The following is a 22,639-nucleotide window of genomic DNA, read 5'->3' on the forward strand; positions in this document are numbered from 1 at the left end:
AGGTTTAACATTTATAATAAAAAATAACATGGCACTAAACGCGAAAAATATTTTATACCCTCAGGGACGCTTAAACCCAGGAGGTATTGGTGGCTTTATCTATTATGCTTTTGAAGAAGATATTGCCAGCTATCCTGCGGCTCTTACTGCTGATACCGAAACAGCTATAACATTTGATGCTTTGGGTTCAGTTCCAATTGCTGATCCTTTCGTAATGCAAACCGGAAAATTCTTCCATAAGATTTACTGTACCCTTGAAATGGGTGAAGTTAAGTTCAGTATGGTTGGGGTTCGTGATTCGAAAAGCTTTGAAAATACTGTTGAAATTTCATTCCCAGGTAATGAGGCTGAAATGATTGGGTTCATTGCAGCAGCAGCGAATAGAAGGATGGCTATTATTGTTCCTGAACAGAATGGAAAACTAAGAGTAGTTGGACATCCTAACTTTCCTGCTCAAATAGATACCTCTGAAGGTACATCAGGTAAAGCTGTTGCTGATGGAAGAGCAACAGTGATCACGATTAAGGCAGCAGCCGGAACCCCTGCTCCTATTTATCTGGCACCTGTTCCATTAGAAGCGGTTGCTCCTTAAAGAAATGGGCATTAAATCTTTGACATTAATAAAGGAGGTTGCAGATAAGTATAGCTTAAAAGGCATTAAAGCTGGCACTTATCACTTCCCTTCGTATGGAGAGATCAGCCTTCATTCAATGTCTTTGGAGAAAGCAGATCGACTATTTGCCAGTGGGTTCCCTTACCTGGTAGAGAAGAAGAAAAGATCTGATGATACGCAATTATAAGGTTTCATAGTTTGGTTTAATTGAAAGCCATCTGCCTATTGGTGGGTGGCTTTTTAAATATTTAGAATGGATATAACCCTCACATCAGAACAAATTAAGCTGGTAAACATCTTGAATCACTTTTTCGTAACTCCACAGGATTACGCTGCTGGTAAATTATTCTATACGACCATGGAAGTATTTGCAAAGCTGCAGAGTATTTATCCTTCAGACTCCTACTCCCCAGAACAGGTGACTGAAGTATTGCTCTATTTGAAAATTGAAACAATTAATGGAGCTGCAGATAAAATATTCTGGTACTTGCAGGAACGTTAGATGTCGTTTTTTGTGCAATTGCAATACCTCATTTTCGTTTTATGGCAATTGCAAAAATATCAATATGGCTGAATGATGTACGAAGAGATTACCAATATGGGGTCTTACTGTATAATCAATTTGGTAAAAGCGAACTACTAAAAGTATTGTTCAATAATGGAGATTCTAGTTATCACCAGGATCGGTTGCATGCTGCATTGGAGGAGTTAAATCCAATGCTGGAAGAATTAACAAATCAATCCTCTTTTAAAATTCCTACACTCCATCAGATGCCTTCCCCATCAAAAAGCTATGGGGTCCCTCAGCAGGCCTGGGATAAATTCCCTGAGCCTATAAAGGATTTATATGGACAGAGCTCTAAGCTTCACAGACATTCACAATTGCTATTTGATCAGGCTAGGATCGCTAAATCGGATGAGGAAAGATTATCCTATGCACTCCCGATGTTACTCGAGCGAAAGGATCTTAATGGAAACTGGAAGGCTATAAAAGACTTTCATGAAAAGGGTAAAATTCAGGAAAAGATCATCGAACAGGAAAAAGCTTCCGTACAGGATCTGAGTATCGCTGAACTGACCAGGCAAATGAAGAATATCCCTTCATACCTGAGTAAGGACAAAAAGAGGGTAATCGATATGCCGGCTGGTCCTAAAAAAAACAAGGTAATGCTCAGGATACAAGAACATGAAGTAAAGCTTGATCTGATTAAAAAACGTTTGGAGGGGATGATATGAGTAAGCTTCTTCAAAAAGACAATAATCAGGAGGCCATCATTACCTATCTCCGGGATCCTGATGCTGATATAGAACTACTTTCCTACAAGCAAAAGCAGCTCTTAGACTATTATACTGATGCTTATACGGTGATGAGGAACTATAACTCTGTTCCTGATGCAATCAATATCCTAATCAAGCTATCTGAAAAGCGCGGGGAAAGAATCAGCAGATCTACCGCCCGTAGGTATGTATATGATGCCATGGATGTATTTGGCTATTCCTCTAAAATCAAACGGGAAGGAATTCTTCATTATGCGACTGAAGTGATGCGCGATGCAATAGCGATGGCAAAAGAACAGCATGATCCTAAAACCATGATCATGGGTGCTAAAGAAGTGGCAGCACTCAATGGAGCAGATGAAATAGATGGACCAAACTTCGATTTGCTGGAACCTCACGTCATTGAGATACTTCTGGATCCAGAAGCCATGAAACTAATAAAAGCCCTGGCTGGAAAAGGATCACTCGATCTGGATACGCTGATGGGAAATGCAATGAACTCTTTAGCTGAAGATGCTGTATATGTTGATCCCAAAGATTGAAAGACCCACAAGGCAGATCTCACGGAACCTGATGCAAATCATGGTACGAGTTGCCCCCCAAAAAATTAAAGTAATTGAAGCTGGCCGTGGTGCAGGAAAAACTACTGTTATGGCAGATGAGGTTTCTGATGTGGTTCATGATATGCCCAGGTCAACTAATTTCATGCAGGGAGTTACCTTTCAGCAAATGTTAACCTTAACGCTTGGATCCTTTGTGGATTCTATGGCCACTTTGGGCTATATACTAGGTCTTCATTATTTTATTGGCAGAAGGCCTCCGGCCAAATGGAAGTGGGCAGAAGCCTATCAGCCACCTCTTAATTATGATAAAGCCATTTACTTTTACAATGGCACCGTGTATCTGCTATTTAGCCAGGATGTTGCCAGTCGTGGTCCAAATACAGCTTCAGGTGTTGCTGATGAGTTTGCGCTCCTGGATCCGACTAAGTTCCAGAGTGAAGCGGTAGCAACCTTACGTTTAAAGCCTAGCGTATTCGGCAAGTGTCGACGGTACCTTAGCCAGACTTACTGCACTTCTATTCCAAGGACTCAGAAAGGTAAGTTCATTTATACCTATGAAGAAGATTCCAGGAAGAACCCGGAGAAAGTTCTGTTCTTAAGGGCCAGCTCACATATCAACAAAGCAAACCTTCCTGATCAATGGTTCGAGAATCAGAAGCGGATACTAAGTAAGTATGACTATAACATCGAGATTGAGAATATCAGACCTCGTGCGCTTAAAGGTGGCTTCTATCCACTGTACTCTGAAGGCAAGCATACCTACACCGCATACAACAATGATTACCTATCAGGGCTTTTAGATAATGGAGATGGTTATGATAAGGATAAGTTCAGTAACATGGACTGCAGACAGGATGCTGACTGGTATCCGGATGCACCGCTTGATATTTCTCTTGATTATGGTAAGTTCAATTGTGTGGTGACAGGACAGGAAACAATGAACATGTGTCGCTTCCTATCAGCCATGAGTGTAGAATCACCAAAGCTTACCAAGGATCTGGTTGAAGAATGGTGCACCTACTACCGGTTCCATACAGAGAAGGTCGTGTACTACTGGTATGATCAGACTGCCCAAGGTAAAGATGGCCGGTCACCTAAATGTTATTCAGAGATTGTTACTGATACCCTGATTGCAAATGGGTGGGAGGTTGTGCCCAGGTATTATGGTAAAGCCCCTGATCATGTAGACAAGTACAACTTCTGGGCAATAGCCATGCGTAATGATCATCCTATACTTCCTCACTTCTCCTGGAACAAACACAACTGCAAGTACCTATTGGAATCAATCAGCAATGCCGGAGCTAAGGAAGGCACCAACGGTATCGAAAAGATTAAGACTGATGAACGTAATGATAAGCTCGATCAACGCTTCACTACTCACTTCTCTGATGCATGTGATATGCTTGCTTACTTTAAGTATGCTCACCTACTCAAAGAGACAGGCATCTGGATGCCAACCATGATGATCTAAACATCATTCAAGAATTTCTCCAAAGTTTCACTCAACAAAAAAAAGTGTACTATTTCTAGTACACTTTCATATTTCGGTTTTTTTGAGATGGCAATTGCCATTTTCCGACAGGGCACGGCTGGCTGTCGAAACACGTTTTGAAACTTTTTTCAAAACAAAAATCAGCTAAAAGACTAATAAACAACTGATTGAATCAATATTTTTGTTTTTTTTTGACACTTATGAGTTAACTGTCTCATTTGCAGATGAAGTCATGTAATTTTCAACGAATGTAGCTTCAACGCATCTTCTAAGTAGAAGCTGTAAATCCATTAGCCAGGCTAAAAACCCCAAATGATAATCCAGTATTAATATCACATATACTAAACTCCCCTTCCCCGCCTGAGTTGCCTGTCTCAGCATTCCAATAAAGAGCAACTGCTTTCAGCCAATTATTTTTAAAAGTCGAATCTCTGTTTTCAAAAAGGACAGGTTGGATGGAAAACTTTCGGGTTGAAAGATCTACTGATAAAAGCTTCATGTCTATTAACTTTTTGATATTAGAAATCACTTCCGCCATCTTCTTTAAATCCATCTGTGGCTTCTTTTTGGCCATTTTTTTTAATATGCTCATAATGTTTTTTTATAGCTTAAAGATACCTAAAAGCGAACATTTTGGCAGCATTGATTGTCGTTTTTTACCTACCTATTCCATCGCATCTTCGTATCAACGATGGGCACAATTCACTTCTCCGAAATGATTAAAGAGCTTGATTCCTGCAAATACCTGGAATCAAAGAACACCTTCAGTATGGTGTACATGAAGTGTGATATCACAAGGGGTACCGGTGGACAGTTGGTCACAGTTGAAAGAGCTCAAAAGTGTGGCCTTCCTTATCACTGCGCAGATAATGAAATGAGAGGTGTAGTTAACCTGGAATCAGGAAGGAAAACCGGCTTTCATTTGCGCCTGGTATTTGAATTTAATGGATTGATAGTTTATTGGTAAAACAGATATGAGTTTAAAAGTACAATTTGATTCAAATGGATTTCCTGCACTTGGTTACATCGAAGGAGGTGCCACAGTTTTTTCTGCAGCTGCTATAGAAAATAAAGGAAATGTAGTTAAAGCAGATTCTGTTAGTCCTAATAAGGAGGAAGAGCAGGGAGCATCCAGGTGGGTGAACTGGGGAACTGGAAATGATTTCCCGATTCAAGTATACAAGGACATTAAGCAAAATGGAATCGCTTCAAGAGCACTGAAACTTAAGGTTGATATGCTTTATGGAAAACGCCTCATCCCGTGTCGGGTGAAAGGGTTTGATCCTAATGGAGGCAAAGAAATTGTTGAATTTGTAGATGATCCTAATATAAACGAATTCTTAAAAAGAAGTAATGTTGACCAGTTGCGGAATAGACTAATTCACGATTTCGTTTTTTTAGGGCAGTGTTTTCCTATCCTGCACCTGAATGCAGACCGTAGCAAAATTGCAATGGTTGATCATGATAAGGGTGGTAAATTCAGATACGCGCCTTTTGATAAATCTAAAAGACGTATTGATGAAGTTTTTAGATCAGCGAATTGGCCAACTCCATCAGAGGATCAGCTGGATGTTTTTAAGTGCCTGGACAGCTTTCATTATTACCTTGAGATTGATCGTGTCCGTTATGAGGATGAGATGCGGTACGTATTTCCAGTAAGAACTTATGATATCGTAAACGATTACTATTCTATTGCCATCTGGAATACGGTCAGAGAGAATGGCTGGCTGGCAAACTCAAATAGCATCCCTAAGATCATCCAATCAATCATCAAAAATTCGATGACTATTAAGTATCACATCAGAATCCCTCTTTCTTATTGGAAAGGGCAATTTGATAATTGGGAAAGAATGAAACCCGAGGACCGGACTCAGGTTATAAATGCTAAACTTCAGGAGATCAATGATTTCTTGACTGGGGTTGATAATCCAATGAAAAGCTTTATATCTCATTATGCTACTGATCCGCAAACTGGAAAAGAAGTAGCTGGTTGGCAAATTGATGCACTAGAAGACAAAATGAAATATGATGCATGGAACTCAGTTTCAACTGCTGCCAGTGCGGAAATTATGTTTGCCATCGGGATTAATCCCGCAATCTTTGGGCTTGGAAATCCAGGAGGAGAATTGAAAAGTGGTGGGTCTGACATTAGAGAATCATGGCTGACCATGATTGCAAGCGCCCAGGGAGAAAGAGATACCATCTATTCCTGGTGGCCATTTGTCAGAGAATATAACGGATATCCCTCCGATGTAGAATTACGTACTGTTGACCAGGTATTGACGACTCTTGATCAGGGTAAAGGCACCGCAAAAACATTAAGCTAATGACAATTATCACCACCATTGACGAGCTAAAAAAGTATGTGGAGGTCTCTAAAAGCCTCAAAATTGAGACTGTTGGACCTTCTTTAAAATCAGCTGGCCGCCGGCATTTAAAAGATTGCTTAGGTCCGGAACTATTTCTCAGGTTAATTAAAGCTTACCAGGATGCTGGACTGAAAGTGTCTGATATGTCGGATGAACTGAAGGAATTAGCAGAGCTATGCCAAGCTGCAGCTGCCAATATCGGAATGAGCCTACTAATCCCCAGGGTAAGCATCTCTATTTCTGAATCCGGTATCAGCAGATTAGAAAATGACAATCAAAAAACAGCATACCAATATCAGGAGGTAAATGCTAAAGAATCTTATTTAAGATCTGGTTATGATGCCTTAGAAGATATTTTTATTTACCTGGAGGAGCATAAAGAGTTGTATCCGGACTGGGTTGCCAGTAGCGCTTACTTGGATTTCAAAAAATACTTTATCCAGTCTGCTGCAGAGTTCTCAAGTCTCTATAACATTCAGCAATCCCGCTTATCATTTCTGGCAGTTAGGTACATCATGAAGAGGATTGAGGATTTCCAGGTTAAAGATATAATTAGTAAGAAGCTTTTCGACACAATCAAGTCCCAAGTAAAATCTGGAACCATTACTCCTCAGAATAGGATTCTTCTGGATGATTTCATTTGTCCTGGTGTCGCACTGATCACCATTGCAAAAGGGGTATGGGAAAGAGCATTGGATATTTCTGAATATGGGGTGACGATCTCTATGCGAGGAAGTTCTGGAAATAATGAGCTACGACAAGCAGCGGAATTAAAGAATCAACAAAAAATGGCTGATCAGCTGCTGGCTGATGGGAACCTCTACTTGAGTCAACTTGGAGTTTTCCTAGAGGAAAATAAATCCGACTATCCTGATTATGAACCTCCGAAAGTTGAAAGCTTACTTTTTACCATTAAAAACAAAAAGGATAACGGAATCTACAGCGTATAAAACCTATGACTACAATCGAACTTGTAATAGCATTATTAAGTACCGCGGGAGGAACTGCATGGCTAACGGCATTCCTTAACCGTAAAAAATCAGAAGCAGAGACTGGAAAAATTATTTCAGAAACATATCAAGATGTAATTGATAGTCTAAGAAAAGAAATATCACGCCTGGAGGAAAGGTTAACACTACAGGAGCAGCAGGGCCTTAAATACCTCGACATTATTGCAGAGCAAAGAAAAACAGAAAATGAGCTTAGGGAAAAACTGAAAAGTTTTGAAAAAATGGAAACAAAGTCCCAAAAGCGAATAGCCGAATTAGAATCAGAAGTTTCACAATTAAAAATCAGACAAGATCATGAACAAAGCATTTAAAAGAATCAACATCTACAATATCATAATTACCTGCCTAATTGTTGTTTTTTTATACCTGTCGTACTCTTTATACTTTGCTTCAGGTGACTCTATTTATTTCTTCAGTTGGATGTCTACACAGATAATGACTGCTTTAATCTATTCTATAAGTTTAAAGACATGGGACATAAAATACAGGACCCAAATATCAGAATTGGAATTACAAATTTTAAAATCATGAATAAAACCAAAAAAATCTTAAGAGATCATATGAGTGTTATGCTCATTACCATGGCTTTCATTTTTATCATGTACATAATGTACGCTGTGATGCAAGCACCAGCTTTCTATTTATTCCTCGTAATGAGTGCTTATGGATACGTAATAGACGCTCTAATCTATTTTAAATGCTTAAAAGAGCAGGACATAAAATACAGGAAACAAATTGCAGAATTAGAATCACAAATTTCAAAATTAAGAACCCTTTAAAATCATGAATAAAGCCTTTAAAACACTTAAAGAGTACACTGCTCTGATCGTAGCAGTCCTCCTTTTTTTTGTATCACCATTTATCCTTCACTACCTGGATCCGGTAGCAGCCACTTATGATGCTGGAGTTTTCCAGGTCATTAACCTTGCCGTCATTCAATTCTGTGTGTATATGGCCATCACCTGGACAGTAGTAAAAAACATTTGGCCAGCAATAGGTCAATACTTCAAAACATCATTCAATCACGATTTTAAAGATTTATCAAAATGGCAAAAAGTTTCTATCTCCTTATCGGTTTACTTTTTAGTTTTTCTGTTCCTTGTATTGCTCAGCAGAGTATTCATGACAGCAGGTTAAAGGTTACTGAAATTTATGAATCACAAATTGGTGTCCGAGAACTGACAGGAAAAAATGACGGAAAAAGTGTTGAAGCCTATTTGAAGTATGTTGGTTTAGGTAAGGGTTATGCCTGGTGTGCTGCCTTTACCTGCTGGACTTTAAATCAGGCTTCTATTAAAAATCCAAAATCAGCCTGGTCACCAGATATGTTTCCTTCAGCTAATGTGATTTATAGCAAAACCGACAAAGAAAATATTACTCCAGAGCAGGGAGATGTTTTCGGTATCTATTTCCCTGACAAAAAAAGAATTGCCCACGTTGGGTTTATACATAAATGGGGAAAATCAGAAGTGATCACTGTAGAAGGAAACACCAACCAGGCTGGAAGCCGGGAAGGTGATGGAGTATACAGAAAAAGACGTATTACCGGTCAGATTTATAAAGTTTCAAGATTCATACGATGAAAAAAAGCATCTATACTTTAGCATTTCTAATAGTCGCTTTATCTGCATGTAAGACTAGAAATGTCAACAAAACAAGTGATTTGACTCATGTAAATGCACAGTTCAGTACTGCTGCTACCAGTCAATCCAAAATGCAAGAGAAATTGACAATAAAGTCATTAACTGAAGAGAAATCAGGTATTTGGATATGGGATGAATGGTATTCTGAAGATAGTAATGATACGTCTACTGATACTGGAGAAGCAAAAGTTAATAAACCAATTCACCGTCGTACAACTTTTACGGCCAACAATAAAAAAAGCTCTAAACAGAGTGATGAGCAGACAGATTTGGAAAATCAATCAAAACAAAGTGTTTATCTTGAGACTGATAGTTTAAATAAATCTGATCATAAGGATACTGAGTCAAAAAGTAGTTTTTCATGGGTAACTTGGCTATTGGTTACTATATGTGTGATTATTGCCATACGTTTTATTATTAAAGAATTCAATACTAAACCATGAAGAATATCCGGATTGAAATAGAGATAAATAAAAAATTAAATGTTACTGAACTGCAGTTGCCTGAATGTTGGGATGAAGTGCCTTCTGAAGTCTACCCACAGTTATGCAGTCTTTATTTAAAGACTGCAGAGCAAATGAGTATTTTTGATAAAACGGTGAGGGCTTTTATTTTACTAACGCTTCCTCATTATGAAACCATTAAATCTTTAACTGGAGAAGAGCTTTACGATCTATTACCTCTTGTTGATTGGGTGTTTAATAAATTGGATCTCAGTAAAAACCCGTTGGGTATAATTAGGGTTGCAGGTTTAGAATTTCATGGTCCGGAGGCCGAAATGGAAAACCTAAGATTTGCAGAATGGTGTGTGGCAGATACACATTTTATTAATTACTCCAGATCCGCTAACATAAATGATCTCGAAATGTTAGCCGCTTGTATTTACCGGCCAGTAGGTGTTGGGTCAGATTACCTAATAACCTCTCCAACCTACAGGGGTGATATCAGGGAAAAATTTAATGATCAGTTGCTGCCTATTCGAAAGAAGCTTATGTCAACACTTGATCCAGCTTTGCTTCATGGTATATATTTGTTTTTTGCCAGTTCAAAGCACAAAATAATCGGATTATATCAGGAGTTCTTTCCGCCACCAAAACAAACCTCTCAAAGCACTCCAGTGGATGATCATTCCTTCTCCTGGTTTGACATCTATGATGATCTGCGAGGTGATCCGAAGTTTGGGGGCCCTGATAAACTGGAAGATGAATTCCTTCATACCGTTCTGGCCAGTATAGAAAGAAGTAAAAAGACCATGAAGGATTTAAAGTCTAAATACAAAATTTAAGCTATGACACTACTGCAGCTAAAAGACTATTTTGAGGATTATGCAAAAAAACACGTCGAACTTAGGCATGATCCTACTGATGATCAGAAAATAACATTTTATTGCTTGAATACTGAGGATAAGGCTAATGATTATATCCGAAGTGCTCCGATGGATCTGGTAATGCTTTTAATGCCATACGATAAAGCGCAAACACCACCTTCAGGAGAAAACTACAACTGGGATAAAAGCATGTGCTTTTTTATTTTGAAGCGTTGTGACATTAATGATAATGATTCAATAATTGAGGCTCAAAGTCAGTGTGAGGTTATTGCTGATGATTTTTGCACCGTAATGATTGCCGATCGAACTACAAAATTAACAAGCCTTGTTTCAGGATCAATAACGATGAGCCCAATTGGACCAGTTGTAAACGAACATTATGGTTATATATGTATGTTTAATGTAGTAGATTCCTTTAATCATTATGTGGATCCAAACCGCTGGCAACTCTAGCATCGGATGTCGTTTTTATGATTAGAATTCTTACGGATATTGGTTGCATAGGAAATTATAACTTATGTCTGTATCCCTTACTACATCTCCAGCTGCAATAGCATTCAGTGCTGATCAAATCTTTGCAAAATTCACTTGCACAAATTACATTCAGCAGTTGGGTGATTTTTCAGTAAATGAACTGGATGTTTTACAACCAATGATTCCTGGAACTTCGTTGAGAATAAGATACTCTGGTGTTGATATCAGCATGATGGCAAGTCCTAATCCTGATGATACCGGCAAAGAGTTCTTGTCGGGTACAAGTTCTTCCCAGGCCTTGTTACCTTATTTTAAATCTAATTATTCTTTAAGTAGAGATTTTGAAATTACTGCTCCAGCTTCAAACAAGATTCGTTTTACAGCTCGAACTAAAAAACTTGGATATAATTTTACTGGCAATACTTCTGCATACTTCTCATTAATTAATCGGACACCAGGCACAGTACAGATTTTAAGACCGAAGTATGCAGTCTTTTTCAGGCTTTATATAGAAAATAAGGATAACACCGGTTTTAACCTATTCTATACAACAAAGCTTCCTATTCTCGGTGGAAATGGGCAAACTGAGATCAGCATAGGTGATAAATTACATAATGAGATCATGATGGATCTTAGATCTGATTTTTCAGATATCCCACAGGATCACCCATTGTTGTGTAAAGCGTCATGCCGAAAGTATTATTTTGAATTTGCTGAGAGTTTTGGTGATGTAGAAGAAGTCAAGAAAATTCAAAAATCACCAGAGTTTACCGTGTTGCATGGGGGCTTATCTTATGTAGCGCAATTCAATAGCACTATGTTAAGCTTAATTGCGCCTGGTGCCGCTGATACCGATCGCTTTTTAAAACAGGGAAATGTAACGGTATACACCAGGACGAATCAACCACAGTACCTTTATTTTTTTAACACTAGAGCATCAGCTCCCGGTGCAGTTATCAGGGCCAAATTTCATTTAAAAGATGGCACAGAAGTATTAAAGTCATTGGGAACTTTTGATTTGGAAACATTGAGAAAATATGCTTTCAATCTACGTTTCGATGACATCACTACTCCTAACGAATTTGCAGGTCAAAGAGTCATAAAATATGAGGTTTGGCTGGAGACTGCTGCTGGAGAAAAAAGATCTGAAATCAGGACCTATTTCATGAACTTTGAATATCGGGAATTTGCCAGGTACTTTCTATCCTGGTCAAGCTTTGGTTCATTAGATTCTCATCTATGCTACGGAAAAGGGAATAGTGAATTTGAGCTATTTCAAAAGGATGCTACAAAAACACTGCCTTTTGGGTATGATATTAAGCACGGAAATTCTATCTCATTTGATCTAAAGCTGAAAAGCTCCTTTAAGGTGGCGACCGGGTGGATGTCAAAAAGGGAAATGCTATTAAATAGAGATTTCTTCCTCTCCCCTTTTAAGTATCGCTACACTGGTGGGCTTATGCTGCCCATAAAAATAGAGAGTAAAACTATTTCGGAAAATAAAGATGGTGAGAATCTATATAGCCAACTCTTTGATTACTCCTACCAGTTCGAAGATCATAACTTCACAGAAGGTGACAATGAAGATTCCGGAGTAAGTGCCGGGGATTTTTTTTTTAACTCAGATCCAGTAATTGGAAACCCAGCCGATGGACTAACAGAAAAAGACCCTACTGTACCTCGTTGGGTGAAATCGATTACCCAATCAGATATTGATAGGTGGAATGCAGGCGGCTCTGGTGGCGGAGGTGGTGATTTCTCAAATTATTATACAAAGTTGGAGATTAAGAATCTATATGCAGGATTCCCAGCAATTGAGGGATACAACAAATCAAATTGGGATAATTCATTTAGTTGGGGTAATCATGCCGGTTTATACCAGCCTTTGGAAAATCAGCGATTGAGCACGCAAAACTTAGTAGATTTTAACGAAATAACGGCTACAAATAAGCTTTTCATTCCAGCTACCGGAACTCGCAAATGGAAAATTTATGTTGATGAGCAGGGAAGTGGTGGTGGCGCTATTGCTCCTCCTGTAGTTTCCTCACTATGGGATTTAACCAATACCTTAAGATCTGGATCTGAGCAAAACAACCAGGTACTTTCTTATGATGCATTAACCGGAAGGTGGACGAATAAGACGATCAACGTAGATGTGGATTTAAGTTCCTATGCTAAACGCGACGGAAGCAATGTAAATGGCAACTGGAACATTAATATTTTAGGAAATGCCTATTCAGCGACTATGTGGGGAGGTCAAGAGTTTAGCGGAGGAAGCACGAATCTCACTCCTAATTATTTATTGGGAGCATACCCGGGGGGAAAGTCATGGTATGTTGATGCTTTTGCATTAAGAAGCTTTATCGGATCACCACCAGGTGGTGAAACTTGGCAGAGTGTGATGAATAGAGGTTCCGGGATTTCAAATACAGCCTTTTTTGGTGGTAATTCAAGGCCTACTGGTAATATTTCAGGAAAAGCGGTATATATAGAACAGAGTGGAGGATATGGGACAGTAGGTTCTTACGATTTTGATTGGAGCGTTGGCGTTCCGTTGTTAATACAGCCAGCAGGCGGAACTGTAAGTATAGGATACACAACAGATAAAGGATATACCTTGGCTGTTAATGGTAGAGGTATATTTAACGGCGGTGTATTTAATGAAGGAAATGAGAGCACCTACGGCTTAAGAGTGTCCGATTCAAGAGCTTTAGATAAAGGCATTCTATTAGGTCACAATCCATTATCCAATATTGGATTTATCTCATCGATTCATGATGGGGTGGCATGGCAATCTATATCAATAAATCCTAATGGAGGTAATTTGATGGTCGGATTTTCAACAGATCAGGGCTACAATATTGCGGTGAATGGAAGTGGCCTTTTTACTAGAAATATATTGATTTCTGGTGATTACGGGCAAGGCTATCAGCTAGAAGACGGATTCGGAATAAATAGAAGGCCGGGCTGGACTCAATTTACTTATCAAAACATTGAAAGGTTAGCTATTGATGGTAATGGAATCCAGGTTAACGGTCAATCACGTTCTACCGATGGATTTAAATCTTATACCCATAAAGGAATAGCTGGTGATTACGATGCAAATGGAACAACTGATAAAATAATTTGGACTATTGGCGATTCTTGGAATGAGGTAACCGCAATGTATGGAATTGGGTATTCTTATGCTACAAAATATGGCAATGCTCACCAGATAGTTTTTAGGTTAGCTGGGAATGTCAAAGCGTCAATAGTATTGAGTGATGGTTCTGCCTATTTCGACGGATCTGTCACCGCTCCTGTCATTAAAGCAACAAACAAACTTTTTATCCCGGAAAAAGATTCAGGAGGCCAACCGAATGGGGTTCTTTGGCAAATTTACATTCAACGAAATCAATAATGGCAGCACCTAGCACAGCATATTTATTTGGTGGTACAGCCACATTTCCGATGCACATTGAGGGAGAAATAAAACTGGACTGTTATCCGGCTTTATTTCTCGCTGAGCATGGGAATTATATTAAACAAAGGTTCTTTTTGGACGCGCTTTTGGTCATAGATAATGAACAAGGTGACAAAGCTTTCTTAGGCCTGATCGAATACGCCTCTGCAAACTGGTTTATGCATTCAAAACCGAGGTTATCCAAGGGGATGCTTGCAAAAGATGAGTCTACCAAATACGCCATACTAAATGACGCCGGGTTAAATACATTTGGATTGCCTCAGTTTGTATCCAGAGAAGGTAGCGCGGTTAACTATATCGAATTTACCGTGGCGCTATTACAACCTTGGTATGGTACAGTGACCAGCTTCGAAATAGAATTTTGGGCAGGAGGCTCGAGGGTCACATCAATAACCATGGACCTGGCTAATTTTATACCTAATTATGATTTTGGGGACTCATTGGAAGCTTATTCTCCCGCATTGGACATTACCAGAGCAAGGGCATATAAAGTACAGCTAAGCCCGGCTTTAGATGTCGCTGCTCTGGATAATATGAGCTATGATCTTAAATTCATCATGGGTGATGAGCTTTTTTACAAGGAGCAGCTTAAAACAGTGAACTTCCCATTATCAGCACCAGTTAGCGTTCTTTCATTAAAACTACGTCCTCAAGGTGGGTGTGAAACGTCAACAGAGATAAGCAAAGCGTTGTTCACTGAAATTGAACGAGTAAGATTATTACCTGGCCTGCCAGATCCACCACGTATTATATACAGAGAGCCTAATGGTCAATATGTATGGTGTTCTCAGGATATCAATGATTATTCAACAGTTTTTTACTCAGACACCAACCTATCAGTTCGAGCAAATGGGTGGTTTTTTGGTGGATGGGATAATTACGTTGTAGAGGTGCAAAACGGACTTCAAGGGCAAAGATTCCTATGCCAACCAGTGGTTATTGTTCCACCGCGTGATATCTCAAGGTTCTCAATTCAGGTTGATAGAGTTGATGTAAGTGGAAATGGAAGAATTGCATCAGTATCATTCACGGTTAGACGAAACTTAGACAATGGCGGCGATTCAGGCGATGTTGGGGTTAACTTTAAAATTGATGATGGGCATGCGATCACATTAGGCTCTTGGTTTTTGTCTGCAGGATCGACACAAGCATCCGGCACAATTGACCACACAATAGGGAAGCCTAACGAATTCACAGGCGTAACAGCATCTATTCAGTCATTAAATTGGGATGTTGCATAAAGAAAAAAATATGGAAAATTATGAAGTAGTATTAGTCTCAGATGCTCAAGGAGCTGTCTTGAAGGCAACGGAAATCACCTTAAACTTTCAAGGTGTAATTAACATGGATACCCGTGCTAAAGGTAACATGACGACAGTGAGCTTTACTGTTGATGGGAATCAAGAGTCGGTATTGCGTGATGGCACCTTAGTCTCCGGACCGCTGAAGCAGATGGCGATCCGAGGGGAAGAACTGGAGGTTTTAATCTCAAAAATGGCTGAAGGTCCGGAAAAAGTTAAATCCATAGCGAAGCTCGCTATCTGGAAAACATTCAACACATCGCTTCAAACAGCCCTAACTACGGCAATGAAAGCACAATACTTATTAGATAATCCTTTAACACAAGCATAATTATGTCCGGAACTAAAAAGAGTCACTCAGAAACAAAAAAACAAGAAAAAAATTTGCTGCAGTTTGGACTAATTAAAGTGCTAACAAATTTATTACCTGGCTTTAAGACCCCTACTTATGCCGATATGTTAAGAATAGACGGACTTATGAAAAAATTCCAGTCCACTTTTGATGAAGAACAAGCGCATATCATTTCAGTTTATGAACAGAATAACCTTCCAAAAGAAGAAGATGTTAATCCGAATCATCCTTTATTTAGGCAAATAAATGAAGAGTTCAGCATAGGACTAAGCAGCCTGGCTCTGACAGAAATTCAAAAGTTCACATTATCAGAATTTAACAACTCTGTTGATGGGTTGGCTTTCAATTATCATGAAAGATCATTACTGCAGAAATATTTGGTCATTGAAGAGAAAGTCTAATCCTTTTTAATATGGAGATTATTAATGAACGTGGCCAAATACTTGAATTATCTGACCGTACATCTCTAAGCGTAGAGAGGTACAATTCCCTATTTAATAGCTCAGATAAATTACTTCAGGATACAATATATCCAGATAAAACTGGCCTAACTGAGAGCAACAAAGTTTTTATTGGTAATGGTCACCTGGTAGAAATATCAAATGATGCCTATAGTTTACCTGTTAAAATTGTAGTATCAGGCTCAACATTTTTCTCAGGAATCATGGTTTACCGCATAACAAATAACGAAATCTCATTTGAATTGCGAGTGAATTTCGGCTCAATTGCCAATAAACTGAAAACAACCAACGTACGGGATATTTATACCGAGGACTCATATTTCCCTGGGACAAGCTCTGGCACAATTCTACCCCTCATGTTAGATACAGCTAAGAACCCGAATAACTATCCTTATGTGTTTTTCCCTGTATGGAATGACAATTGGGTTGATAGTGCTAGTGTTGTTGCAGCTAATAGTCCATTCGTGAACGCATGGGATCATAATCTTCAGAAGTTCTCTGGAACGACTGTTAATGTACCATACTGGCGGTTGTCATATGTGATTTCAAAAATCATAGAGTATCTGCAATTTAATGTAGAAGGAAATTATTTCACTGATCCTATTGAACAGGAGATATACCTTTTTACGCTTCTAGGCGTATTTCCAAGATGGAATGGCATACTTTCGAGTACGTCTCATCTTCCTGATTTGATGATTAATGAGTTTCTTAAACAAATTATTGAACGCAAAAGGATCTCCTTTGATATTGATAGTTTTACAAATACCGTTACGATTGAAACAGCTCAATCCATTTTATCTGATCCAGAATTTATAGACATTAGTGATTACATTGAAAGTATCCAGGAAATCTCCGTGCCGGAGAAAAAAGGTTATAAAATCACTTTAAAACTTAATGAAAATGACGACTCATGGAATACCGGAACTTCAGATAAAAAGGTTTTTCAAGCTCCTTATATTCTTAATGTAGGGTCAAAAGAAAATGTAATTGAGATGTCTGTGGGCACTTTAAGGATGAAAAAGGATACACTTTATACCTATCCAATGAATAAGGAACTGGTAAAGCAAACCTATTTTGATAATAATTGGCCACTTACATTATTGCGGTATAAAGGAATGAAAAATCTCTCTGGAGGTAAGGTGTTTCCTGAAGCCACCCCTCTGAATCTAGATTTATCAGATGCTGAGTGGTACCAGTTTTTAAATGATAGTAAACCCGTTACAATTATCGCCAACATCCCTCCATCGATTCTGGCCAAGATGAAGCCGTCTATAAAACTTCGATGCATATCTGAACAGGGCATTCATTTCCTTGTAATCCCTGAGAAAATCAGCTACAATTTGACTCCAGGAATTACTGAATTTGTACAAAAAGTAAAGATCGATGCCAGAATTGTAACTACTTCCTATGAAACCAAAGTAGATATCGAGGCCGTAATCCCTGAACAGCTTGTCCAGGAGATGTTCTTGGTTAAATTTAAAGCATTTTGGGATCCAGAAGTTTATGATTTCCAATCTTTGAAAATAGAAAGGATCCCAGAGGTAGGTAGCACTGGAGTTTTCGGATACACGACAATTAAATATCCTACTGATGAGGCTGGAGCTGGTGGGTCAATTGGCACCACATTCGCCACTGCTGGTAATAGGATTGACATTGAATATCGATCTGAGTTTAGACTTTATACAGATGTAAAACCAAGATATTACTTGCGATGGGGCAGAAAAGGGACGTTTACTGAAAAATCTGGGTATTATACTTTTGATCGAATAGCTGGAGTACCATGGCCAGAGGAAGGCGATAAACCTATTTGGATAGTGTTCTAACACCAATTGTCGTTTTTTAGAGAACCAATTGCAGTGAGATTAGTTATAAAATCTCATCAATAATGGCTACAAAAGACGAAGTAAGAAGGGTATCGATCTACATCAATGGCTCTGAGGCTGAGCTGACATTTAAAGAGCTCGGCCGTGGCGCTAATAAACTAAAGAATGAACTTGGTCAACTAACCCCAGGAACAGAGGCTTTCAGAAAGAAGGCGGAAGAATTGAGGCAGGTCAATGCTATTCTGAGTGGGATTAGACAAGAGGTAAATGGAGTCAATGAATCATTTAGTAGTTTAAAGGATAGCATTGATGATGCAAAAAACCTCTTATTAGCCGGTTTTAGTATTGATGCTTTAGTTTCTGGAATTCGGGATGTTATAGCGCAAAATGCTGAGCTTTCTGACAGTCTTTCGAATGTTCAAAAAACAACTGGCCTTACCCAGGCTAGTGTAATCCACTTAAATGATGATTTAAAAAAAATTGATACCAGAACTGCCCAGGAAGATCTCTTAGGGCTGGCAACAGTAGCGGGTAAATTAGGTATTAGCGCAGAATCTGATGTGTTGGCATTTGTTAAGGCAGCAGATCAGATCAGTGTTGCTTTAGGAGAAGATCTCGGAGGAGCAGAGGAAGCGGTGAACTCCTTGGGTAAGCTAACAGATATATTCAAAATCAAAGATGAATATGGTCTAGAGCAATCCTTGCTAAAAGTAGGTTCTGCGATCAATGAACTTGGGGCCGCTGGTACTGCTAATGAAGGATACCTGGTTAGTTTTGCAAGCCGCATGGCTGGTATAGCTCCAGCTGCAAAAATAAGTGTCGAAAATATTTTGGGATTAGGGGCCGTAATGGATGAATTATCGCAACCTGTTGAAGCTTCCACTACTGCTATCGGTCAATTTATTGTAGGACTTGGCAAGGATACGGGGAAATTCGCCCAGATAGCTAAAATGTCGAAGTCTGCCTTCGAGGATCTACTTGGTAAAGATGCCAATGCCGCAATGATTGCTGTGCTGGAGAACGTGAAGTCTACCGGTGGTGGTATTCAGGACTTAGCCGACAATATGGGTATGGTTGGTGAAGATGGTGCCAGGGCCGTTACTGCATTAGGTGCTTTATCAAACAATCTCGATCTTTTGAAAAAACGCCAAGCATTAGCAAACTGGGAATTTTTACAGGGAACATCACTAACTAATGAATTCAATGTAAAGAATGACAATCTCGCTGCCACACTGGATAAAATGGGAAAGAAGCTGGCCAACGTATGGACAGACTCTTCGGTCCTCTCAGCAATTACTTCAGTAACCAAACTTATCTTCAACAATATTGATGCAATTGGGTCCTTTATAAAAGTACTTATGATTGCTGGTATTGCCTGGGGCACTTATGCGCTCTCTGTCCTAATAGCAACAAAGGCCAAGGCAGAGTATATAAAAACGTTAATTGCCGCCGAAACCTTAGAGAAATTAAGCATTGTTTCTACTACGGCACTAAGCATGGCTAAGGCTGTTTTAACCGGAAATCTTAGGAAAGCTAAGCAAGAATGGCTGTTACTTAATGCCGTTATGGGATCAAACCCTTATGCTTTGGTAATTGCAGGAGTAGTCGCCCTGGGCGCAGCGCTTTACCTTTATTCAAGTAGATTGACAGAAGCCGAAAAAGCTCAAAAGACCCTAAATGATATTCAGGTTGAAGCCTCTAGCAGTATTGCTGAAGAAAAAAACAAAATTGACTCTCTCATTGATGTGATCAAAAACGAGAACATTGCAAAATCCGATAGAATTTCAAAAGTTAAGGAGCTCAGAGCCATCATGCCTGGATATCTTCAGCATTACTCTGATGAGGAAATTCTTGCTGGTAAGGCAACAGAAGCAATTGGTAAATACATAAATGCCCTGGAAAGACGTGCTCTTGAAGAGGCCTCATTAAAGAAATTGACCGAAATCGATCAGAAAAAAATTGAACTAAATCAGAGAATTGAGGAAGGGCCTGGCTTCATGGATGGTATGAAGAACTTTTATAAACTTGATTTTTCTGGTGACAAATTTCGAAAATCCCTTAATGAAGAAATCGAAGGACTGGAGAATCAGAGGAAACTAATTAAGGAAAAAATGAACTCCAGTATCAAAACTGGACTTGCTGAAACCAATACAGATAAAAAACCTGATAATTCAATAGGTAAAAGAATTGAAGAGCTTAAAAACCAGATAAGCATTTTAGAAAATGCTTATCAAAAATTAGATGCGACCGATACCAAAGGCATTACTTCTAATATAAAAAAACGCAGGGAGCTCGAAAAGCAGCTGGAGCAATTAAATGGATCAACTAAAGCTCCTAAAAAGGATAAATCCTTAAAAAAAGCGGAGAAATTATTTGATGATGCTGAATTGGAGCGGATTTCCTCTTTAGAAAGAACAGCCCAGGCAATTATGGATAGTTATGCCAAAGAGCTATCTGAAACCGATGAGCATTTTAGACAATTACAGAAAAAGCATCACACAAACGCACAGGCTGTAGCTCAGATAGAAAAGGAGAGAATCTCAAAATTACAACAGCTGAATGAGAAATTCCGCAAAGAAGATCTTGCTACTCTTACTGGTATACAGAACGAAATTAGCCAATTAAGTACCGCTGCAATATCAAGAGATACCGATCGACAATTAGCTGAATTGGAAGAAGCCAGCAGGCTGAAAATCGCTCAACTTGATAAAGAAGACACCGAAGTAAGAGAAAGGGTCACTAAACAGAAAGCGTCAATTGATGCTCTTAAAAAATCTGGTAAAAATGATGAGGCTTTAATTTTAGAAGAGGCCGTTGCCCGTGAACTTGATATCCTGGATAAGAGCGGAAAACTTCGGGAACAATATCTTAAAAGTCAGACTAAAAAGGAAAATGAGATAAAATCTACTGCAGCAGGTAACAAAAGACTTTCAGGACTTGAAGCTGATGTTGTAAATGCAAATAGTGAAGGAGATGGTAAAAAATCAATCGATGCCCAAATTGCATTACTGGACTTTAAACATCAAATCGAGGTTGAAAAAGCGGAAGAAACTGGATTGGCCGTTGAAGAAATAAATGCAAGATATCGATCAGAAAGAAAAACCCTAGAGGAGGCTCATATAAAAGAACAAAATGAATTTGCCATCGAAATGGCTCAAAAAGCTTCTGATACGGTTTTTTCTATGTTAGCAAATTCTAGGCATGCAGAAACAGATGCTGCGATTAGTCGACTGGATAAAGAACGAGAAACTGAGTTAAGCAATAAGAACTTGACTGAATCTCAAAAAGAGGCTATAAATAGAAAATATGATGAAAAAGTAAAAAAGGAGAAGGAAAAAGCATGGAAGAATGATCAACGAGCTTCGATAGCTCAGGCCCTGATCAATGGTGCGTTAGCAGTCACAAAAGTATTAGCGCAAACTGGGATTCTTTCTCCTTTTGCAATTCCTGCAATTGTTGCTGGTACTGCTGCCGAGGTCGCATTGATCGCAACTCAAAAAATGCCTCAGTTTGAGCATGGTGGTTACTCTGCTGGTGATTATGACACTGAAGACAAATCCTCACCTTCTGGATTTGTTCGTCGACCTACGCTATTTAGTAACAGCAGTAGCGGCCGACCATTTATTGCTGGAGAAGGATATAAAACAGAATATATCATCAGCTCTGAACAATTAAAAGATCCGGTAATTGCAGATTTCGTATCTACAGTTGAGGATATGCGTGGTGTCCGTCGATTCGAACAGGGTGGATACAGTAACCAGACTGTTACTTCAACTATAAGTAAACCACCGGCTGCGCAACCTGCTCCATCAATAACTTTTGATACTAAACCATTAGAAAATAAAATGGATCAATTTATTTATTTAGCAAAAGATGCTTGGAACTACAGGATATTCGAAGAAAAGCAGAATAAAATTTTGGAAGCAAGAAATAATGCATCGGCATAATCATGGAAAATATTGAACAATTAAACACAGGAGTTAAAAACTGGGGTGGCCAAACCATTCAGGAAATTAAATCTTCCTATGACTCATTAGTTAGTGGAAAGTCTGGAGATGGAAAGAAGAGTTTAAAGCTGAGAACACGTAAAAATTTTGGTGAAATAGAACAACTCATCTTTGGATTTAGTAGATATCTAGTTTGGATTCACAAAGGAGCCAGTAAAGGACATGGTGGGGCTAAAGGCTCTACCTGGTTCCATAATGGAGCAAGGGTTAAGACAAACCCTAATAGCTTTGGTAAAATGGATACTCAGTCTAGGGTTAAAAAAGAATTTATGAATCCAGTACTTGATAAACAGCTTCCAAAGCTTGCCGATGTTGTCGCAGGTTTTAAAGCAGATCAAGCAATTAAATCTATACAAATCAAATAGATTGGCTTTTTTGCTAAAAAAAATGAAAAAATTCTTAATGCTTTACTTATTAATTGACGTCACAAAGGAGAATCAAAAAGCGTAACAATTTCAGATTG

General features: G+C 38.9%; 23 protein-coding genes. 22 read left to right on the top strand and 1 reads right to left on the bottom strand.

The window, feature by feature from the left end; all coding sequences use genetic code 11:
• The first annotated feature begins 28 nt into the window (after positions 1–28).
• The 6 genes from GM920_RS09615 (at position 29) to GM920_RS09640 (ending at position 3,925) form a co-directional block, all read left to right on the top strand.
• Entirely contained in the window at positions 29–592 is a 564-nt protein-coding gene (locus tag GM920_RS09615) for a hypothetical protein (RefSeq protein ID WP_182956297.1), read from the top strand.
• A 19-nt stretch (positions 593–611) separates the two neighbouring features.
• Positions 612–800, top strand: a complete 189-nt coding sequence (locus tag GM920_RS09620; protein WP_182956300.1) for a hypothetical protein — start codon at positions 612–614, stop codon at positions 798–800.
• Positions 801–866: 66 nt separating this feature from the next.
• Positions 867–1,115 (top strand): hypothetical protein, encoded by a 249-nt coding sequence (locus tag GM920_RS09625; protein ID WP_182956303.1) that lies wholly within the window; start codon positions 867–869, stop codon positions 1,113–1,115.
• Between the two features lie 41 nt (positions 1,116–1,156).
• Entirely contained in the window at positions 1,157–1,849 is a 693-nt protein-coding gene (locus GM920_RS09630; RefSeq protein ID WP_182956306.1) for a hypothetical protein, read from the top strand.
• Positions 1,846–2,433, top strand: a complete 588-nt coding sequence (locus GM920_RS09635) for a hypothetical protein (RefSeq protein ID WP_182956309.1) — start codon at positions 1,846–1,848, stop codon at positions 2,431–2,433. Before GM920_RS09630 ends, GM920_RS09635 begins: the two co-directional genes overlap by 4 nt.
• A 40-nt stretch (positions 2,434–2,473) precedes the next feature.
• Complete coding sequence (locus GM920_RS09640; RefSeq protein ID WP_182956312.1) at positions 2,474–3,925, top strand: hypothetical protein; 1,452 nt, start codon at positions 2,474–2,476, stop codon at positions 3,923–3,925.
• A gap of 289 nt (positions 3,926–4,214) precedes the next feature.
• Here GM920_RS09640 and GM920_RS09645 read toward each other — a convergent pair whose 3' ends face one another.
• Positions 4,215–4,538 carry a hypothetical protein gene (locus GM920_RS09645; protein ID WP_182956314.1) on the bottom strand — a complete coding sequence of 108 codons (324 nt, stop codon included), beginning with the start codon at positions 4,536–4,538 and terminating at the stop codon, positions 4,215–4,217.
• 123 nt (positions 4,539–4,661) lie between these two features.
• Between GM920_RS09645 and GM920_RS09650 the strand changes: the two genes are divergently transcribed.
• The 16 genes from GM920_RS09650 (at position 4,662) to GM920_RS09725 (ending at position 22,541) form a co-directional block, all read left to right on the top strand.
• Positions 4,662–4,913 carry a hypothetical protein gene (locus tag GM920_RS09650; RefSeq protein WP_235964490.1) on the top strand — a complete coding sequence of 84 codons (252 nt, stop codon included), beginning with the start codon at positions 4,662–4,664 and terminating at the stop codon, positions 4,911–4,913.
• 7 nt (positions 4,914–4,920) lie between these two features.
• Complete coding sequence (locus GM920_RS09655) at positions 4,921–6,273, top strand: hypothetical protein (RefSeq protein ID WP_182956320.1); 1,353 nt, start codon at positions 4,921–4,923, stop codon at positions 6,271–6,273.
• Complete coding sequence (locus GM920_RS09660; protein WP_182956322.1) at positions 6,273–7,265, top strand: DUF6712 family protein; 993 nt, start codon at positions 6,273–6,275, stop codon at positions 7,263–7,265. The genes GM920_RS09655 and GM920_RS09660 overlap by 1 nt, the downstream gene beginning before the upstream one ends.
• Positions 7,266–7,270: 5 nt before the next feature.
• The gene (locus tag GM920_RS09665) at positions 7,271–7,636 is read left to right on the top strand and encodes a hypothetical protein (RefSeq protein WP_182956325.1); all 366 of its coding nucleotides are present in this window, start codon (positions 7,271–7,273) and stop codon (positions 7,634–7,636) included.
• A gap of 472 nt (positions 7,637–8,108) precedes the next feature.
• Entirely contained in the window at positions 8,109–8,462 is a 354-nt protein-coding gene (locus GM920_RS09670) for a hypothetical protein (protein WP_182956328.1), read from the top strand.
• Complete coding sequence (locus GM920_RS09675; RefSeq protein WP_202986076.1) at positions 8,372–8,908, top strand: CHAP domain-containing protein; 537 nt, start codon at positions 8,372–8,374, stop codon at positions 8,906–8,908. The genes GM920_RS09670 and GM920_RS09675 overlap by 91 nt, the downstream gene beginning before the upstream one ends.
• On the top strand, positions 8,905–9,411 hold the full coding sequence (locus GM920_RS09680) for a hypothetical protein (protein ID WP_182956330.1): 507 nt from the start codon (positions 8,905–8,907) through the stop codon (positions 9,409–9,411). The genes GM920_RS09675 and GM920_RS09680 overlap by 4 nt, the downstream gene beginning before the upstream one ends.
• Positions 9,408–10,253, top strand: coding sequence for a hypothetical protein (locus tag GM920_RS09685; protein ID WP_182956333.1), 846 nt, complete (start codon positions 9,408–9,410; stop codon positions 10,251–10,253). The genes GM920_RS09680 and GM920_RS09685 overlap by 4 nt, the downstream gene beginning before the upstream one ends.
• Positions 10,254–10,256: 3 nt before the next feature.
• Complete coding sequence (locus GM920_RS09690) at positions 10,257–10,748, top strand: hypothetical protein (RefSeq protein ID WP_182956335.1); 492 nt, start codon at positions 10,257–10,259, stop codon at positions 10,746–10,748.
• 64 nt (positions 10,749–10,812) lie between these two features.
• Positions 10,813–14,169 carry a hypothetical protein gene (locus GM920_RS09695; protein ID WP_182956337.1) on the top strand — a complete coding sequence of 1,119 codons (3,357 nt, stop codon included), beginning with the start codon at positions 10,813–10,815 and terminating at the stop codon, positions 14,167–14,169.
• Positions 14,169–15,473 carry a hypothetical protein gene (locus GM920_RS09700; RefSeq protein WP_182956340.1) on the top strand — a complete coding sequence of 435 codons (1,305 nt, stop codon included), beginning with the start codon at positions 14,169–14,171 and terminating at the stop codon, positions 15,471–15,473. Before GM920_RS09695 ends, GM920_RS09700 begins: the two co-directional genes overlap by 1 nt.
• The gene (locus GM920_RS09705) at positions 15,463–15,864 is read left to right on the top strand and encodes a hypothetical protein (RefSeq protein WP_182956343.1); all 402 of its coding nucleotides are present in this window, start codon (positions 15,463–15,465) and stop codon (positions 15,862–15,864) included. The genes GM920_RS09700 and GM920_RS09705 overlap by 11 nt, the downstream gene beginning before the upstream one ends.
• A 2-nt stretch (positions 15,865–15,866) precedes the next feature.
• Positions 15,867–16,286 (top strand): hypothetical protein, encoded by a 420-nt coding sequence (locus GM920_RS09710; protein ID WP_182956345.1) that lies wholly within the window; start codon positions 15,867–15,869, stop codon positions 16,284–16,286.
• Positions 16,287–16,297: 11 nt separating this feature from the next.
• On the top strand, positions 16,298–18,169 hold the full coding sequence (locus GM920_RS09715; protein WP_182956348.1) for a hypothetical protein: 1,872 nt from the start codon (positions 16,298–16,300) through the stop codon (positions 18,167–18,169).
• A 62-nt stretch (positions 18,170–18,231) separates the two neighbouring features.
• Positions 18,232–22,116 (top strand): phage tail tape measure protein, encoded by a 3,885-nt coding sequence (locus GM920_RS09720; RefSeq protein WP_182956351.1) that lies wholly within the window; start codon positions 18,232–18,234, stop codon positions 22,114–22,116.
• A gap of 2 nt (positions 22,117–22,118) precedes the next feature.
• Positions 22,119–22,541, top strand: a complete 423-nt coding sequence (locus GM920_RS09725) for a hypothetical protein (protein WP_182956354.1) — start codon at positions 22,119–22,121, stop codon at positions 22,539–22,541.
• Positions 22,542–22,639 lie beyond the last annotated feature (98 nt).

The organism is Pedobacter gandavensis (genome assembly GCF_014172405.1).
Classification (GTDB): domain Bacteria; phylum Bacteroidota; class Bacteroidia; order Sphingobacteriales; family Sphingobacteriaceae; genus Pedobacter; species Pedobacter gandavensis.

Bases quoted from the DNA above. Each gene is read 5' to 3' on its own strand.
- GM920_RS09690 (WP_182956335.1), top strand. From the start codon at position 10,257: ATGACACTACTGCAGCTAAAAGACTATTTTGAGGATTATGCAAAAAAA.
- GM920_RS09705 (WP_182956343.1), top strand. From the start codon at position 15,463: ATGTTGCATAAAGAAAAAAATATGGAAAATTATGAAGTAGTATTAGTC.
- GM920_RS09650 (WP_235964490.1), top strand. From the start codon at position 4,662: ATGATTAAAGAGCTTGATTCCTGCAAATACCTGGAATCAAAGAACACC.
- GM920_RS09670 (WP_182956328.1), top strand. From the start codon at position 8,109: ATGAATAAAGCCTTTAAAACACTTAAAGAGTACACTGCTCTGATCGTA.
- GM920_RS09685 (WP_182956333.1), top strand. From the start codon at position 9,408: ATGAAGAATATCCGGATTGAAATAGAGATAAATAAAAAATTAAATGTT.
- GM920_RS09660 (WP_182956322.1), top strand. From the start codon at position 6,273: ATGACAATTATCACCACCATTGACGAGCTAAAAAAGTATGTGGAGGTC.
- GM920_RS09680 (WP_182956330.1), top strand. From the start codon at position 8,905: ATGAAAAAAAGCATCTATACTTTAGCATTTCTAATAGTCGCTTTATCT.
- GM920_RS09615 (WP_182956297.1), top strand. From the start codon at position 29: ATGGCACTAAACGCGAAAAATATTTTATACCCTCAGGGACGCTTAAAC.
- GM920_RS09625 (WP_182956303.1), top strand. From the start codon at position 867: ATGGATATAACCCTCACATCAGAACAAATTAAGCTGGTAAACATCTTG.
- GM920_RS09710 (WP_182956345.1), top strand. From the start codon at position 15,867: ATGTCCGGAACTAAAAAGAGTCACTCAGAAACAAAAAAACAAGAAAAA.
- GM920_RS09675 (WP_202986076.1), top strand. From the start codon at position 8,372: ATGGCAAAAAGTTTCTATCTCCTTATCGGTTTACTTTTTAGTTTTTCT.
- GM920_RS09725 (WP_182956354.1), top strand. From the start codon at position 22,119: ATGGAAAATATTGAACAATTAAACACAGGAGTTAAAAACTGGGGTGGC.
- GM920_RS09640 (WP_182956312.1), top strand. From the start codon at position 2,474: ATGGTACGAGTTGCCCCCCAAAAAATTAAAGTAATTGAAGCTGGCCGT.
- GM920_RS09700 (WP_182956340.1), top strand. From the start codon at position 14,169: ATGGCAGCACCTAGCACAGCATATTTATTTGGTGGTACAGCCACATTT.
- GM920_RS09630 (WP_182956306.1), top strand. From the start codon at position 1,157: ATGGCAATTGCAAAAATATCAATATGGCTGAATGATGTACGAAGAGAT.
- GM920_RS09695 (WP_182956337.1), top strand. From the start codon at position 10,813: ATGTCTGTATCCCTTACTACATCTCCAGCTGCAATAGCATTCAGTGCT.
- GM920_RS09720 (WP_182956351.1), top strand. From the start codon at position 18,232: ATGGCTACAAAAGACGAAGTAAGAAGGGTATCGATCTACATCAATGGC.
- GM920_RS09645 (WP_182956314.1), bottom strand. From the start codon at position 4,538: ATGAGCATATTAAAAAAAATGGCCAAAAAGAAGCCACAGATGGATTTA.
- GM920_RS09635 (WP_182956309.1), top strand. From the start codon at position 1,846: ATGAGTAAGCTTCTTCAAAAAGACAATAATCAGGAGGCCATCATTACC.
- GM920_RS09665 (WP_182956325.1), top strand. From the start codon at position 7,271: ATGACTACAATCGAACTTGTAATAGCATTATTAAGTACCGCGGGAGGA.
- GM920_RS09715 (WP_182956348.1), top strand. From the start codon at position 16,298: ATGGAGATTATTAATGAACGTGGCCAAATACTTGAATTATCTGACCGT.
- GM920_RS09655 (WP_182956320.1), top strand. From the start codon at position 4,921: ATGAGTTTAAAAGTACAATTTGATTCAAATGGATTTCCTGCACTTGGT.